Genomic DNA, 15,021 nt, shown 5'->3' with positions numbered 1-15,021 from the left:
GCGCGTCAATTATGGACTGGCGGCTGATAAGGCGCTTGGCTGGAAGCGAACAGGATTGGTCTCGGAGTGAACCGATGCAGCAGGTCGAGCACGCCATGCCGTCACGCCAATCGGCCTGGGATACTGCTGGCGTCCGGCCGGCCGAGCAATTTGCCTATTATCGTGAGGCGATCTGCCAGGCCTTCATGGATTTGACGCCGGAGCCGGCGGCCGCACCCGGCTTTCCCGCCAGCGTCGAGCACGTCCGCCTCGGCGAGGCCGCGATCAACCGCGTCAGCTTTCCCGAGCATGTAGTGCGGCGCTCTGCGGCCGACATCGCGGCATCCGACCGCAGCTGCTTCTACCTCAACCTGAAGCTGGCCGGCCGCTGCCGCATCCAGCAGGGCAATCGCGAGATCAGCCTGGCACCCGGACAGGTCGGCATCTTCGACAGCGATCGGCAGTTTGCGCTTCTGCACGACCGCGGTCCGCAGTTGCGCGTCGCCTCGTTCTGGGTGCCGTCCGAGGCCTTGCGCGAACGGCTGCCGGCTTCGTTCGACGTCCCTGCGGCACGTCTCTCCGACGATGCCGTCGTCGGCCACCTCATCGTCGAGACCGCGCGCACGCTCGCCGACGGCGCGCTGCGGATGACCGAAGACGAGGGGACGCGGCTGTTCCGGGCGCTGATCGAGCTGGTCGCCGTCAGCCTGTCGCGGCGTGGCCGGGCAGGTGCTGCGGAGACGGAGGGTCTCGCCGATGCAACCACGCTGGCATTGAAGCGCGCCATTCACCGGCGGCTCCGCGAGCCTGGCCTTGCGGTCGCCGATGTCGCCGGCGCCGTGGGCATCAGCGAGCGCTACGTGCACAAGCTGCTGGCTCGATCGGGCTGCAGCTTCACCGACTACGTCATCGACAACAGGCTCGACGGCGCGGCCAGGGATCTCAGCGATCCCGCGATGGCGGATCGTGCGATCGGCGCCATCGCGTTCGATTGGGGCTTCTCGGATCTCTCCCACTTCACGCGGCGCTTCAAGCAGCGCTTCGGCTGCCGGCCGCGCGACTGGCGCGCGCGATGATTGACAGCGACCTGATCTACAAGGATCTGGCGATCAACAGCTTCATGATCTCGTTGGTGCCGCCGTAGATCTTCTGGATGCGGGAATCGATGAAGATGCGCGAGATCGGGTATTCCTGCATGTAGCCGTAGCCGCCGAACAGCTGCAGGCATTCGTCGGCGGTCTCGACTTGCTTCTCCGAGCACCAATATTTGGCCATCGACGCCGTGACCGTGTCGAGATCGCCGGCGACGAGGCGCTCGATGCACCAGTCCACGAAGACGCGCGCGATCATCGCCTCGGTCTTGCGTTCGGCCAGCGTGAAGGCGGTGTTCTGGAAATCCATCAGCGGCTTGCCGAACGCCTTGCGCTCCTTAGTGTAGTCGGTGGTGAGCTTGACCGCGCGCTCCATCGAGGCGACGGCGCCGACCGCGAGCGCAAGCCGCTCCTGCGGCAGCTGCTGCATCAGCTGGACGAAGCCCTGGCCTTCCTCCTTGCCGAGCAAATTCTCCGGCGGCACGGTGACGTTGTCGAAGAACAGTTCCGAGGTGTCGGAGGCATGCAGGCCGATCTTGTCGAGGTTGCGCCCGCGCTTGTAGCCGTCGGCGCCCGCGGTCTCCACCACGATCAGCGAGATGCCTTTTGCGCCGGCTTCGCCGGTGCGCGCGACCACGATGACGAGATCGGCGGCCTGGCCGTTGGTGATGAACGTCTTCTGGCCGTTGATGACGTAGGAATTGCCCTGCTTCTTCGCCGTGGTCTTCACCGCTTGCAGGTCCGAGCCGGTGCCGGGCTCGGTCATGGCGATGGCACCGACCATCTCGCCGGAGGCCATCTTCGGCAGCCAGCGCTTCTTCTGCTCCTCCGAGCCGTAATTGAGGATGTAATGCGCGACGATGGCGCTGTGCACGGAGACGCCGGTGGTCAGCTCCGGCACGGTGCTTTCGAGGTCGTCGAGTACCGCGGCGTCGTAGGCGAAGGTGGCACCGAGGCCGCCATATTCCTCCGGCACGCTCGCCAGCAGCGCGCCCATCTCGCCGAGCCCGCGCCAGGCGAAGCGGTCGACCATCTTCTGCTCGCGCCATTTTTCGGCATGCGGCGCCAGATCCTTGGCAAGATACTTCCGGAACTGGTCGCGGAACGTGTCCAGCTCTTCGGTCATCCACGACGATCGGTATTGCATCAGCGCCTCGCTCTCAGACAATCAGGCCGCCGCCGGCGACCACCACCTGACCGCTGATATAATTGGATTCCGGGCTGCAGAACAGATAGACGGCGTCGGCCGCCTCTTCCGGCGTGCCGCCGCGTCCGAGCGGGATCATGCGCGACATGGCCTCCAGCATCTGCGGCTGCACCCCGACCTTGATGTCGCGGCCGGCGACGTCGATGGTCTTCTGCTGCGCCTCGATCGGCTGGGTCAGACGGGTGTTGATGAGGCCGAAAGCAACGCAATTGACGTTGACCTTGTAGCGGCCCCACTCCTTGCACATAGTCCGGGTCAGCCCGATCAGCGAGGCCTTGGCCGAGGAGTAGCTCGCCTGACCGGCATTGCCGTAGAGGCCTGCGATCGAGGAGATGTTCACGACCTTGCGGAATACCTCGCGTCCCTCCTCGGCCTCCTTCCTGGCGAAGACGCGGATCGGCTCGGCGGCTGCGCGCAGGAGTCGGAACGGGGCGACCAGATGGACGTCGAGCATGGCCTGGAATTGCTCGTCCGTCATCTTCTGGATGGTGGAGTCCCAGGTGTAGCCGGCATTGTTGACGATGATGTCGAGCCCGCCGAACCTGTCCAGCGCGGCACCGACGAAGCGGTCGGCGAAACCGGCCTCCGAGACGCTGCCGTTCACGGCAGCGGCATCGCCGCCGAGCGCCTTGATCTCCGCGACCACGGCGCTCCCCGGCTCGGCATCGAGATCGTTGACGACCACCCTGGCGCCTTCGCGCGCGAGCTTGAGTGCGATCGCGCGCCCGATGCCGCGGCCGGAGCCGGTGACGAGCGCGACCTTTCCTTGCAGTTTTGCCATTCCAATGAGTCCTCTTGCTGTCACAGCGCGATAATGGCGCTGCCTTCGAGCTTGACCTCGCCGCGATCATCCTTGGTGGTGAGCGCAAGCCGCGCGCGATTCTCGCCGTTCTCGGCGAACAGCTCGGTCACGGTGCCTTCGCAAGTGAGCGTGGCGCCGAGCTGGGTGATCGCGACGAACCGGGTCGCGAAGCTGCGGAGCTTCGACGGCGGTACCGTGTCCGTGAGCGCCTGCCCGAGATAGGCCATCACCAGCATGCCGTGGGCGAACACGTCAGGAAATCCGGCCGCCTTGGCGAAGTCGCTATCGACATGGATCGGATTGTGATCGCCCGATGCGCCGCAATAGAGTGCGAGGGTGTGGCGGGCGATCGGCGGAAAGACCTTGTGGACGATACGGTCGCCGGGCTTGATGACTGAGGATACCATCACGACGCCACCTCGTTGCGGACGACGATGGTGCGCGCGGTATCGGCGACATGCACGCCGTCCTGGTTGGTCACCTCGCACCGGATGCCGATCAGCGTCATCGCACCGCCCTTCTTGTCCGTCACGCTGGCCACGCGCGGCCGGAACGTCAGGGTATCGCCGACCAGGACCGGCGCGTGATAGACGAAGCTCTGCTCGCCATGCAGCACGCGGGCGAGATCGATGCCGAGCGCGGTGAACATCTCGAAGGGGTCGTCGACGTCCATCATCTCCAGGCAGAACAAATAGGTCGGCGGCACCGGCATGCCGGTGAAGCCAGCCGCCCGCGCCGCATCCGAGTTGCGGTAGACCGGGTTCTGCTCACCCAGCGTGTTGAGGAAGTAGCGGAGACGGCCCGGTTCCACGCGCGCGGTGACGGGCGTGAAGCTGCGCCCTACGGCGGACTGATCGACCATGTATGTCAGTGCCGCTTGTAGAGCGTGACGACGCAGGCGCCGCCGAGGCCGAGATTATGCTGGAGCGCGACCTTGGCACCCTCGACCTGCGTGGCGCCGGCCGTGCCGCGCAGCTGCCGCGTCAGCTCGTAACACTGCGCAAGCCCGGTGGCGCCGAGCGGATGTCCCTTCGACAGCAATCCGCCGGACGGATTGGTCACGATCCGCCCGCCATAGGTGTTGTCGCCGTCATTGATGAACTTGCCGGCTTCACCCTCGCCGCAGAGACCCAGCGCCTCGTAGGTGATGAGCTCGTTGTGGGCGAAGCAGTCGTGCAGCTCGACGACGTCGAGATCATCAGGTCCGATGCCGGCGCTCTCGTAAACCCGGCCTGCCGCCTGTTTGGCCATGTCGTAGCCGACCAGTTGCATCATGTCGCCAGCCTTGAAGGTCGAGGGCGTGTCGGTGATCATGGCCTGCGCCGCGATGCGCACCTCCTTGCCGATGCCGTGCTTGTCCGCAAACCGCTCGGACACTAGCACTGCGGCAGCGCCGCCGCAGGTCGGCGGACACGCCATCAGGCGCGTCATCACGCCCGGCCAGATCACCTGGTCGTTCATGACGTCCTCCGCACTGACTTCCTTGCGGAACAGCGCGAGCGGATTGTTCCTGGCATGACGGCTCGCCTTGGCGCGCACCTTGGCGAAGGCATCGAGCGGTGTGCCGTATTTCTTCATGTGGCTGAGGCCTGCGCCGCCGAAATAACGCAGTGCCAGCGGAATGCCGGGCGCGTCGATCAGCTGGTCGGCAGCCGCGTCGAATTCCTCGAACGCGCTGGGGCGGTCGGTGTAGACGCTTCCGAGCGCGCCCGGCTTCATCTGCTCGAAGCCGACCGCCAGCACGCAGTCCAGCGCGCCGCTTGCGATCATCTGCCGCGCCATGAACAGCGCGGTGGAGCCGGTCGAGCAGTTGTTGTTGACGTTGACGATGGGAATGCCGGTCATCCCGACGTGGTACAGCGCGCGCTGCCCGCAGGTGGAATCGCCGTAGACGTAGCCGGCATAGGCCTGCTGCACTTTGTCATAGCCGAGGCCGGCATCGGCGAGCGCCAGCTTGACCGCCTCCGTCCCCATCTCGTGATACGGCGCGCTGGCGCCCGGCTTGGCAAAGGGGATCATGCCGACCCCTGCGACGATGACGTCAGACATCGCTTCCTCCCAAACAAATTACCCGTTGGACTTTTTCTTACCCGCGGGTAACATATCGGTCGATGCCCACGAGAGTCAACGACCCAGCATGGATTCCGCGCCGCCCGTTCCGTCCTCGTCGCCGCAGGCTTCGCCGTGGCTGCCGTTCGAGAGCCGCCGCCGCGCCCGCGACGAAAAGCGCGAGGCGGTGCTGCGCGCCGCCGTGCAGCTGTTCCTGGAGCAGGGCTATCACCGCGTGACGCTGAACGAGGTCGCCGAACGGCTGAACATCACCAAGCCCGCGCTGTACAATTATTTCCGCGGCAAGGACGAGATCCTGTTCGAATGCTGGTCGATGGGCGCCGAGCTCGTCGACAGCGTCATCACGGAGATCAACGCCGGCGGCGGTTCGGGCCTCTCCAAGCTGCGCAAGCTGGTGCATGCCTATGCCGCGCTGATGGCGACCGATTTCGGCGCGAGCCTGGTGCGTTTCGATCTGCGCGACCTGACCGAGCGGAACGCCGCCGTCGCACGTGCCGCCAAGAAGCGGATCGACGCCACGTTCCGGAAGTACATCGCCGGCGGCATCGACGACGGTTCGATCAAGCCTTGCGATCCCAAGCTTGCCGCGTTCGCGATTGCGGGCGCGCTCAACTGGATCGGCCATTGGTATCGCCGCGACGGCGAGCTCTCGCCGACCGAGATCGCCGACGAGTTCACGGTTCGGCTGACGGAAGGCCTGGCGACCGCGGGCCGGCAGCAGATGACAAAGAAGACGCCGAGGGCGCCGCAACGGCGCAACTCAGGGCGCGGGACGATAGGGAAGAAGCGTACAGGAGGAGGAACACGATGAACATCACACATGGGCTGCGGCGCGCGCTGCAGATCAACCCGAAGGGGCTGGCCACCGTCTATGACCAGCGGCGGCGCAATTGGGGCGAGCTCGGCGAACGCGTCGCCAGGCTGGCCGGCGGCCTGCGCACGCGCGGGATCAACGACGGTGATCGGGTCGCCGTGCTGTCCTTCAACTCGGACCGCTATCTCGAGCTTTATCTGGCGACCGGCTGGGCGGGCGGCGTGATCGTGCCGCTCAACATCCGCTGGAGTGCCCTCGAAAACGAAGATGCGCTGCGCGACTGCCGCGCCTCCGTGCTGCTGGTCGACAAGGCCTTCGCACAGGTCGGCGCGCAACTCGCCGGTGCCATTCCGGGGCTGAAGCTGGTCTATGCCGACGACGGCGAGGTGCCGGCGGGGATGGAGAGCTATGAGGATCTGGTTGCGGGCAGCGCTCCGGTCGCCGATGCCATGCGCAAGGGCGAGGATCTCGCCGGCATCTTCTATACCGGCGGCACCACCGGGCGGTCCAAGGGCGTGATGCTCAGCCACCAGAACCTGATGGCCAATGCGCTCAACGCCCTCGGCGAAGGGCTGTTTCCCGCGAGCACGACCTATCTGCATGCGGCGCCGATGTTCCATCTCGCCAACGGCGCGGCGATGTATTCGCTGCTGCTCTCCGGCGGCTCCAACGTGATCGTTCAGGGTTTTACGCCCGAAGGCGTGATGGCTGCGATGCAGAACGAGCGCGTCACCGACGTGCTGCTGGTGCCCACCATGATCCAGATGCTGGTCGACCATCCCGCGATCGGAAAGTACGACCTGTCGTCGCTCCAGCACATCATCTACGGAGCCTCGCCGATCAGCGAGGCGGTGCTCGACCGTGCCGCGCGCGCATTGCCGCATGTGCGCTTCACCCAGGCCTATGGCATGACCGAATTGTCGCCGATCGCGACGCTGCTGCATGCGAACGAGCATGTCGGGGAGGGGCGCAAGAAGGGACGTCATCGCGGTGCGGGCCGCGCCACGCTCGGCTGCGAGGTGCGCATCGTCGACGAGAACGACCGGTCGGTGCCGGCGGGCGCCGTCGGCGAGATCGTGGTGCGCGGCGACACCGTGATGATGGGCTATTGGGAGCGGCCGGAGGAGACCGCGCGCGCCGTCATCGACGGCTGGATGCACACGGGCGACGGCGGCTACATGGACGAGGACGGCTTCATCTATGTCGTCGACCGCGTCAAGGACATGATCATCTCGGGCGGCGAGAACGTGTACTCGGTCGAGGTCGAGAACGCGCTGGCGCAGCATCCGTCGGTGCTGCAATGCGCCGTCATCGGAATTCCCAACGAGCAATGGGGAGAGCAGGTCCACGCCGTCGTGGTCAGACGCAGCGGCGTGGAGGTCTCGCCCGGCGAGCTGATCGAGTTCACGAAGACGTTGATTGCCGGCTACAAATGTCCCCGCAGCATCGAGATCACCGAGGCACCGCTGCCGCTGTCCGGCGCCGGCAAGGTGCTGAAGCGCGAGCTGCGCAGGCCGTTCTGGGATGGCCGGGAACGGCGGGTCAGCTGAGGGCTCCCACGCGTTAAGGCGTGCCGCCGTGGATGCGGGCGAAGTTTCATGTTTCCACATCGCGGACGCGCGGGTATCTCTTGCGGGACTCATCGGGAACATCCAATCTTGGTCGAGACGCGCGAGCTCAAGCTTGACATCGAACGCATCGGCACGGTCTCTGCGATCCTGAGGCAGCCGGGCCGTGCGCGTGCCTGCTACGTGCTGGCGCATGGCGCCGGGGCCGACATGCGCCATTCCTTCATGGAGAGGGTCGAGGAGGAGCTTGCGAACCGCGGCATCGCGACCTTCCGCTTCAATTTCCCCTACATGGAGAAGAAGCTGGGGCGTCCCGACCAGCCCGCAGTGGCGCACGCTGCGATCCGCGCGGCCGTCGCGGAGGCGGCGCGGCTCTGTCCCGGGTTAAAGCTATTCGCCGGCGGCAAGTCATTCGGTGGCCGCATGACCTCGCAAGCGCAGTCGAAGTCTCCGCTGCCAGGCGTGAGCGGGCTCGCCTTCCTCGGCTTCCCCTTGCATGCCGCGAAGAAGCCGTCCTCTGAGCGCGCCGAGCATCTCGCCGGCATCATCGTCCCGATGCTATTCCTGCAAGGCACGCGCGATGAGCTTGCCGATCTCGGCCATCTAAGGCCCGTCGTTGCGGCGTTGGGGGCGAAGGCGACGCTGCACGAGATCGCGGGCGGCGACCATTCGTTCGCGGTGCTGAAAAAATCCGGCCGTACCAACGACGAGGCGCTCACCGAGGTGCTGGACACGCTCGCGGCCTGGATCGATCGAATCGCCTGAAGTCTCACGCCGCATAGAGCCCCTTGTCGCGCGCTTTTTGGATCGCCAGCGCGGCGATCAGGTCGAGCGTCGGCGTCGACAAGCCGGCGGTGCGGGCGAAGGCGGCGGGCGCCCGGACCAGCACGTCGATCTCCATGGCGCGGCCGAGCTCGTAATCCTGCAATAACGAGGGCTTGTGATTGGGGGCGGGGCCGCTGCGGGTCACCCGCTTGACCTCGGGGATGAAGTGCTGGGCGATGTCGTTGGCCTCGTTCAGCATGCGCGGGATGACCTCGGCGAAAGCGGGGTCGTCGCGCACGCCACGCGCGGTCTGGCCGGTGAGCAGGCACAGCACCGACAGCGACATGTTGGTCAGCAGCTTTGACCAGATCGCCTCGCGGATATCGGCCACCGGCGGCGATTCCAGCCGCGCGTCGTTGAAGACATTGCGCAGCCTGGTGATGCGTTCGCTATGGCGGTCGTCGCATTCGCCGATCAGGAGGCGGTTGCGGTCCGGGGTGAGGTTTTGCACCACGCCCGGCGCGGTGACCTCGTTGGAGGAGAAGACGACGCCGCCGATGATGCGCTCCTTCGGAATGCAGGCGCGCAGGCGTCCGCCGGGGTCGAGGAAGGAGATGTCCGGCGGCGTCGGATGCCGCGGCGGCAGGCCGATGCCGTACCACCAGGGAATGCCGTTCTGCGCGAACACGATGGCGGTATCGTCCTGCAGCAGCGGCTTGATGCTGGACACCAGTCCGGTCAAGGCAGTGGCCTTCAGCGTCGAGATCACGACGTCCTGTGGGCCGAGCTGGGCCGGATCGCCTGATGCGTTCACCTTGGCGCCGACCTCGGAATCGCCGACGCGCAGCTTGAGGCCGCCTGCGCGCGCCGCCTCCAGATGCGCACCCCGCATCACGCAGGAAACGTCATGGCCGGCGCGGGCGAGCCGGACCGCGATGTGGCTGCCGACGGCGCCCGCGCCGAAAATGCAGATGCGCATGATGATTCCGTCCTGTCCCTTGTCTGTCCCTTGCCCGTCCCTTGGCGCCACCCGGGTAGAGCATGGCACAAGCCGCCATGCGATGGGCGCGACCGCCCCACGCTGGAAAGATATGGATCGGGACGCATCGCCTCGGCCATAGTGCACGCCAATCAAACGACCGGAGGATCGCCGATGACTGCCAGCCCCGTCCTGTGGACCCTCGATGAGCGTGGGGTTGCGACCGTCACGTTGAACCGCCCCGAGGTCAACAACGCCTATGACGGCGCGTTGATATCAGGCGTGCTCGCGGCCATGGACGATCTCGGGACGAAGCCTCACCTGCGCGTCGTCGTGCTCAAGGGCAACGGCAGACACTTCCAGGCCGGCGCCGACCTCAAATGGATCAACGGCGTGCGGCCACAATCCGCGGAGGCCAACGAGGCGGCCTCGCGCGCGACCTTCGAAGCGGTGCAGCGGCTCAACACGCTGCCGATACCGACCGTTGCGCTGGTGCAGGGTGGCTGCTTCGGCGGCGGCACCGGGGTGATCGCGGCCTGCGACGTCGTGATCGCCGCGGACAATGCGCTGTTCTCGATCACCGAGGTGCGCTGGGGCCTGACCGCGGCGATCATCATCCCGCAGCTCTGCGATGCCATCGGCGTCCGCCAGGTCCGCCGCTACGCGCTCACCGGCGAGCGTTTTGGCGCCGAGGACGCTCGCCGCATCGGCCTCGTCCACGAGGTGGTGCCGCTCACCGAGCTCGAAGCTGCCGGCAGCAAGGTGGTCGAGCAATTGCTCGCCAACGGCCCGGAAGCGATGGCCGAGACCAAGAAGCTCGCACTGGAAAGCTCGTTCGGCGGCATGGCGGTGGACGATGCCGCCTACACCCGGCTCGTGCAGCTGCATTCGCTTAAGCGGCAGAGCGCGGAGGCCGCGGAAGGACTGGCCTCGTTCGCGGAGAAGCGGGCGGGGAGGTGGGGCGGTGGGAAGAGCTGAACGTCAGCAGCCGCGGCAGATGTTGTTGATGCTGCGATAGACGGCGTCGTCGTCCTGCCGCATCTGCCGCAGCGTTTCGAGCGTGTTGCTCGCGTCGGTCGCGGGCGCAGGCTTGCGCCTTGCCGCGAGCTCGTCCTCCTGCCGCTTGTAGCAGGTTTCACGCTCGGGCTTGGCCTGGATGAAGCGGCAGTTCTGCTCCACGGCAGCGGCGGGAGCGGCGCAGGCCGCGAAGACGAGCAGGGCGGCGAAACAGCATCTGACGATGATCGAATCCATGGCCGCACTTGTCTCAGGTTCACCGACGGCGGGCAACCGCGATCTTGCGACGATGCCGTCTGCCGGCTAATCCGTGATCCCATTCAAAGGTTCGGGAAGGAACGCGCCATGCCGGCCATGACGATCGAGGAACCGGCACGGCAGGTGCCGCTCTACGGCGAATACGAAGTCGTGGTGCTCGGCGGCGGTCCGGCCGGCATCGTGGCGGCGGCCTCCGCGGCGCGCGCCGGGCGGAAGACGCTTCTGATCGAGCGCTACGGCTTCCTCGGCGGCATGGGCACAGCGGCCGGCGTCACCAATTTCTGCGGCCTGCATGGCAATGTCCATGGCGAGCACCGGCGGCTGGTGCAGGGCATGGCCTCCGAGCTGCTGGCGCGGATCGACCGGTTGGGCGGCCTGAACACGCCGCACCTGATCCTCGGCAAGGTGTTTGCGCAGGCCTATGACACCGCCGCCTACAAGATCGCGGCCGATGAGCTGCTCGCCAGCCACAAGGTGCACATCCTGTTCCACGCGCTCGGCGCCGGCGTCGTGATGGGCGACAGCAGCCGCATCGACGCGCTGCTGGTCGAGACCAAGGCCGGCCGGCAGGCGGTGCGCGCGGAGATCTTCATCGACTGCTCCGGCGACGGTGACCTCGCGGTCTGGGCCGGCGCGCCGTTCGAGATCGGCGACGCGCACGGTCATCCGATGTACCCCTCGATGATGCTCCGTCTCAACGGCATCGATCCTGCGCGGGCGGGCGACGCCTGGCGGACCATTCCGCAATTGATGGAGAAGGCCCTCGCCGCCGGCACGCATCAATTTCCGCGGAGAAGCGCGATCGTGCGGCCGCAGAAATCCGGCATCGAATGGCGGGTGAACTTCACGCAAGTGGCGCGCGAGGACGGCCACGCCATCAATGGCGTCGAGCCCGACGATCTCACCCGCGGTGAGATCGAGGGCCGCAAGCAGGCGCTCGCCGCGTTCGAGTTCCTGCGCACCGTGCCGGGCTTCGAAAAGTCCTACATCGTGGACCTGCCGCCGCAGCTCGGGATCCGCGAGACCCGCCGCATCATGGGTGGCTACCAGCTCAGCGGCGAGGATGTGCTCGGCTGCGCCTCGTTCGACGATTCCATCGGCGTCAATGGCTGGCCGATCGAGGCCCATGTGCCCGGCGACGTCGTCTTCACCTTCCCGCCGATCCCCGAATCCCGCGGCTATAACGAGCTGCCCTATCGGATGCTGGTGCCCGCAGGCGTCGACAACCTGCTGGTCGCCGGCCGCTGCGCCTCCATGACCCATGAGGGCCAGTCCGCGGCGCGGGTGTCCGGGGCCTGCTTCGCGATGGGGGAGGCCGCCGGCTCCGCCGCCGCGCTGGCGCTCTCAGGAAACCGGATTCCACGCGAAATCCCCATTGAAAAATTGCAGGAAACGTTGAAACAACAGGGTGCCTTCATCGGCCGGGACCAAAGGGTGCCGGAAGGATTGTGACGGGCGGCAAGAGAACAAAGCGGAGGAAACGGATGATCGGAATGGTGCGGCTCGCACTCGCGGGCCTTCTGGCGATCACGGCGATGGGCGGTGCAAGGGCCGAGGACGCGCTGAAGGCCAGGATCGGCGTGCTCCGCCTGTCCTCCTCCGCGCCCGTCTTCATCGCGCAGGACAAGGGCTATTTCCGCGAGGCCGGCCTCGAGGTCGAGCTGAAATTCTTCGACGCGGCCCAGCCGATCGCGGTCGCGACCACGTCGGGCGACGTCGATTTCGGCATCACCGCCTTCACCGCGGGTCTCTACAATCTCGCGGGCAAGGGCACGCTGAAGGTGATCGGCGGCATGAGCCGCGAGAAGGCGGGCTATCCCCTGATCGGTTATTTCGCCAGCAACAACGCCTATGCGGCCGGCCTCAAGACGCCAAAGGATCTCGCCGGAAAGCGCGTGGCGATGACGCAGGTCGGATCGAGCTTTCACTATTCGCTCGGCCTGCTCGCCGACAAATACGGCTTCAAGCTCGCGGACGTGAAGATCGTGCCGCTGCAATCGCTGTCGAATGCGGCGGCGGCGCTGAAGGGCGAGACCGTCGATGCGGCGCTGCTGCCGATCTCGACCGCGCGCAAGCTCATGGACGAAGGCGGCGCGAAATTCTTAGGCTGGGTCGGCGACGAGACGCCGTGGCAGCTGGGGGCGGTGTTCGCATCGCCGAAGACGCTGACCAACAAGGCGCTGGTGACAAAGCTGCTCGGCGCCCTGGCCAAGGCCGACCGCGAATATTACGACGTCATCCTCGCGTCGATGAAGGACGGCGTCGCGCCGATCAACGACAAGACCAAGCCGCTGCTCGAGATCATCGCCAAGTACACCAATCTGCCGGTGGAGCAGGTGGTCGGCAATTGCGCCTATATCGATCCCGACGGCAAGCTCGACGTGAAGAACGTCGACAACCAGATCAAATGGCTGCAGGAGCAGGGCTTCGCCGACAAGGGTTTTGACGCGGATGCGATCATCGCCAAGGAATTTGTGAAGGCGGATTGATGCTGACGATGCGGACACTCGCGACGGGCAACCTGCCACCCTCCCCTGGAGGGGGAGGGTCGATCGCACCGACGATGCGCAGCATCGTCCGGTGCGAGCGGGGTGGGGTGAGCCAGGGCGGCGGTCCGTCCGTCATTCGCCCCGAGCACCCGCGGAAAGTTCGAGGGCGGGCATTGTCAGCGCAATCGTGGATAGACCGTCACCCCACCCCGGCTCGCATTTCGCTTCGCGACATGCGAGCCGACCCTCCCCCTCCAGGGGAGGGTGAAGAGCGCACGCGCGGCACATGGACCTGATCGCCAGCCACATCTCCCATCGTTTCGGCGATCTCGCCGTGCTCGATGACGTCTCCTTCACCGTCGGCGCCGGCGAGGTGGTCGCGGTCGTCGGGCCCTCGGGTTGCGGCAAGAGCACGCTGCTGTCGATCCTCGGCGGGCTGCTGCAGCCCTCGTCCGGCGCGCCCGAATTGCGCGGCTCGCCGCCGGCGGACAGCCTCAATCCGCTGACCTTCGTGTTCCAGGATTTCGCGCTGCTGCCCTGGGCCACGGTCGAGCAGAACGTCGAATTCCCGCTGCTGCATGCCCAGCTTTCGGCGACGCAGCGCCGCGCGCTGGTCGACGATGCCTTGCACCGCACCGGCCTGACCGATTTCCGCAAGACCTATCCGAAGCAGCTCTCTGGCGGCATGCGCCAGCGCGTCGGCATTTCGCGCGCGCTGGCGGTGCGACCGGCCATCCTGCTGATGGACGAGCCGCTGTCGGCGCTGGATTCGCAGACCCGCGAGCTGCTGATGGAGGATTTCGTCCGCCTGCTGGCCGATGGCGGCATGGGCGCTGTCTATGTCACGCATAATCTCGAAGAGGCGGCGCGGCTCGCCGATCGCATCGTGGTGCTGTCGCGCAGGCCCGGCCGCATCCGTGAGGTCGTGACCGTGCCGATGACGCGCATCGAGCGCGGCGAAGCCGCGGCGCGCGAGAAGCTGCTGGCGGTGCAGACCCAGATATGGTCGCTGATCCGCAACGAGGCGATCGATGCCGAGCGCGAGGTCCAGCATGCTTGATCGGGCGGGCCTCCCTGCAAAGGACGAGGCGACGCGGCGCGTCGGTTTCCGCGGCGCCGGCTTCGTGCCCGCGAGCAGCCGCTACGGCGGATGGATCGCGCTCGCCCTCGTCATCGCGATCTGGCAGGCCGCCGGCAGCGCCGGGCTCGTCAATGCGCTGTTTCTGCCGACGCCTGCTGCAATCGTCCGGGCGATCTATCAGCTCGCAATCTCCGGCGCGCTCTGGCAGCATGTGTCCGCCTCGCTGCTGCGCATCGGCGTCGGCTGGCTGCTCGGCACGGCCGCCGGCGTTGCCGTCGGCTTCGCCATCGGCCTGTCGCGGCTGGCGCGCAGCGTCGGCATCACCTTCATCTCGGCATTGTTCCCGATTCCGAAGATCGCGCTCTTGCCGCTGCTGATCCTCTGGCTCGGCATCGGCGAGGAGCCGAAGATCGCGACCATTGCGCTCGGGGTGTTCTTCTCGACCGCGATCTCGGTCTATAGCGGCGTCGACGCCGTGCCGCGCAACCTGATCCGCATGGCGCAGAGCTTCAACGTTCCCTTCGCCACCATCGTGCGCAAGGTGATCTGGCCCGGCGCGCTGCCCGCGATCCTCGCCGGCTTCCGCATCACCGCCTCCGTCGCGCTGCTGCTCGTCGTCAGCGCCGAGATGATCGGCGCCCAATACGGCATCGGCGCCTTCGTGCTCCAGGCCGGCAATCTCATGCAGACCGATCAGCTGCTCGCCGGCGTCGTCATCCTGTCGGTGTTCGGGCTCGCGATCGGTAAGGTGATCGGCTGGCTGGAGATGCGGTTGTTGCACTGGCGGTAGCCGCGATCACCGCCGGCGTAGGGTGGGCAAAGCGAAGCGTGCCCACCACCTCTCACGATCACGAGAAGACGTGGGCACGGCGCGTTGCGCCTTTGCCCACCCTACGAGACC

16 protein-coding genes are annotated in these 15,021 nt (G+C 66.5%); 9 read left to right on the top strand and 7 right to left on the bottom strand.

Translation table 11 applies throughout. The annotated features are described in order from the left end of the window. Window positions 1-74 precede the first annotated feature (74 nt). Complete coding sequence (locus tag DCM80_RS10225; protein ID WP_257196845.1) at window positions 75-1,055, top strand: helix-turn-helix domain-containing protein; 981 nt, start codon at window positions 75-77, stop codon at window positions 1,053-1,055. Window positions 1,056-1,071: 16 nt separating this feature from the next. Here the strand turns inward: DCM80_RS10225 and DCM80_RS10220 are convergent, their stop codons facing one another. From DCM80_RS10220 to DCM80_RS10200, 5 genes are read right to left on the bottom strand one after another with little or no spacing between them, the layout of a single operon-like run. After that, window positions 1,072-2,217 carry an acyl-CoA dehydrogenase family protein gene (locus DCM80_RS10220; protein ID WP_257196844.1) on the bottom strand — a complete coding sequence of 382 codons (1,146 nt, stop codon included), beginning with the start codon at window positions 2,215-2,217 and terminating at the stop codon, window positions 1,072-1,074. Between the two features lie 13 nt (window positions 2,218-2,230). Further along, window positions 2,231-3,058 carry an SDR family NAD(P)-dependent oxidoreductase gene (locus tag DCM80_RS10215; protein ID WP_257196843.1) on the bottom strand — a complete coding sequence of 276 codons (828 nt, stop codon included), beginning with the start codon at window positions 3,056-3,058 and terminating at the stop codon, window positions 2,231-2,233. Window positions 3,059-3,078: 20 nt separating this feature from the next. After that, window positions 3,079-3,486, bottom strand: a complete 408-nt coding sequence (locus DCM80_RS10210) for a MaoC family dehydratase (RefSeq protein ID WP_257197921.1) — start codon at window positions 3,484-3,486, stop codon at window positions 3,079-3,081. Further along, window positions 3,486-3,941 carry a MaoC family dehydratase N-terminal domain-containing protein gene (locus DCM80_RS10205; RefSeq protein ID WP_257196842.1) on the bottom strand — a complete coding sequence of 152 codons (456 nt, stop codon included), beginning with the start codon at window positions 3,939-3,941 and terminating at the stop codon, window positions 3,486-3,488. The genes DCM80_RS10210 and DCM80_RS10205 overlap by 1 nt, the downstream gene beginning before the upstream one ends. A 5-nt stretch (window positions 3,942-3,946) precedes the next feature. Then, the gene (locus tag DCM80_RS10200) at window positions 3,947-5,128 is read right to left on the bottom strand and encodes a lipid-transfer protein (protein WP_257196841.1); all 1,182 of its coding nucleotides are present in this window, start codon (window positions 5,126-5,128) and stop codon (window positions 3,947-3,949) included. 88 nt (window positions 5,129-5,216) lie between these two features. On the opposite strand from DCM80_RS10200, the gene DCM80_RS10195 reads away from it, so the two are divergent. From DCM80_RS10195 to DCM80_RS10185, 3 genes are all read left to right on the top strand, one after another. Then, window positions 5,217-5,960 carry a TetR/AcrR family transcriptional regulator gene (locus DCM80_RS10195; RefSeq protein WP_257196840.1) on the top strand — a complete coding sequence of 248 codons (744 nt, stop codon included), beginning with the start codon at window positions 5,217-5,219 and terminating at the stop codon, window positions 5,958-5,960. After that, window positions 5,957-7,513, top strand: coding sequence for a long-chain-fatty-acid--CoA ligase (locus DCM80_RS10190; RefSeq protein WP_257196839.1), 1,557 nt, complete (start codon window positions 5,957-5,959; stop codon window positions 7,511-7,513). Before DCM80_RS10195 ends, DCM80_RS10190 begins: the two co-directional genes overlap by 4 nt. Window positions 7,514-7,618: 105 nt before the next feature. Then, entirely contained in the window at window positions 7,619-8,296 is a 678-nt protein-coding gene (locus DCM80_RS10185; protein WP_257197920.1) for an alpha/beta family hydrolase, read from the top strand. Window positions 8,297-8,300: 4 nt separating this feature from the next. Here the strand turns inward: DCM80_RS10185 and DCM80_RS10180 are convergent, their stop codons facing one another. Further along, complete coding sequence (locus DCM80_RS10180; protein WP_257196838.1) at window positions 8,301-9,275, bottom strand: ketopantoate reductase family protein; 975 nt, start codon at window positions 9,273-9,275, stop codon at window positions 8,301-8,303. Between the two features lie 174 nt (window positions 9,276-9,449). Here DCM80_RS10180 and DCM80_RS10175 point away from each other — a divergent pair, with 174 nt between their 5' ends. Next, on the top strand, window positions 9,450-10,253 hold the full coding sequence (locus tag DCM80_RS10175) for an enoyl-CoA hydratase-related protein (protein WP_257196837.1): 804 nt from the start codon (window positions 9,450-9,452) through the stop codon (window positions 10,251-10,253). 3 nt (window positions 10,254-10,256) lie between these two features. Here the strand turns inward: DCM80_RS10175 and DCM80_RS10170 are convergent, their stop codons facing one another. Beyond that, the gene (locus DCM80_RS10170) at window positions 10,257-10,529 is read right to left on the bottom strand and encodes a hypothetical protein (RefSeq protein ID WP_257196836.1); all 273 of its coding nucleotides are present in this window, start codon (window positions 10,527-10,529) and stop codon (window positions 10,257-10,259) included. A 108-nt stretch (window positions 10,530-10,637) separates the two neighbouring features. On the opposite strand from DCM80_RS10170, the gene DCM80_RS10165 reads away from it, so the two are divergent. From DCM80_RS10165 to DCM80_RS10150, 4 genes are all read left to right on the top strand, one after another. Next, complete coding sequence (locus DCM80_RS10165; protein ID WP_257196835.1) at window positions 10,638-12,002, top strand: FAD-dependent oxidoreductase; 1,365 nt, start codon at window positions 10,638-10,640, stop codon at window positions 12,000-12,002. 32 nt (window positions 12,003-12,034) lie between these two features. After that, complete coding sequence (locus tag DCM80_RS10160; RefSeq protein WP_257196834.1) at window positions 12,035-13,039, top strand: ABC transporter substrate-binding protein; 1,005 nt, start codon at window positions 12,035-12,037, stop codon at window positions 13,037-13,039. Between the two features lie 286 nt (window positions 13,040-13,325). Further along, window positions 13,326-14,099 (top strand): ABC transporter ATP-binding protein, encoded by a 774-nt coding sequence (locus DCM80_RS10155; RefSeq protein ID WP_257196833.1) that lies wholly within the window; start codon window positions 13,326-13,328, stop codon window positions 14,097-14,099. Beyond that, window positions 14,092-14,910 carry an ABC transporter permease gene (locus DCM80_RS10150; RefSeq protein ID WP_257196832.1) on the top strand — a complete coding sequence of 273 codons (819 nt, stop codon included), beginning with the start codon at window positions 14,092-14,094 and terminating at the stop codon, window positions 14,908-14,910. Before DCM80_RS10155 ends, DCM80_RS10150 begins: the two co-directional genes overlap by 8 nt. Window positions 14,911-15,021: the final 111 nt, after the last annotated feature.

It is taken from the genome of Bradyrhizobium sp. WBOS08, assembly GCF_024585125.1.
Taxonomy (GTDB): Bacteria; Pseudomonadota; Alphaproteobacteria; order Rhizobiales; family Xanthobacteraceae; genus Bradyrhizobium; species Bradyrhizobium japonicum_B.
This window is presented reverse-complemented; position numbering and strand designations above follow the sequence as displayed.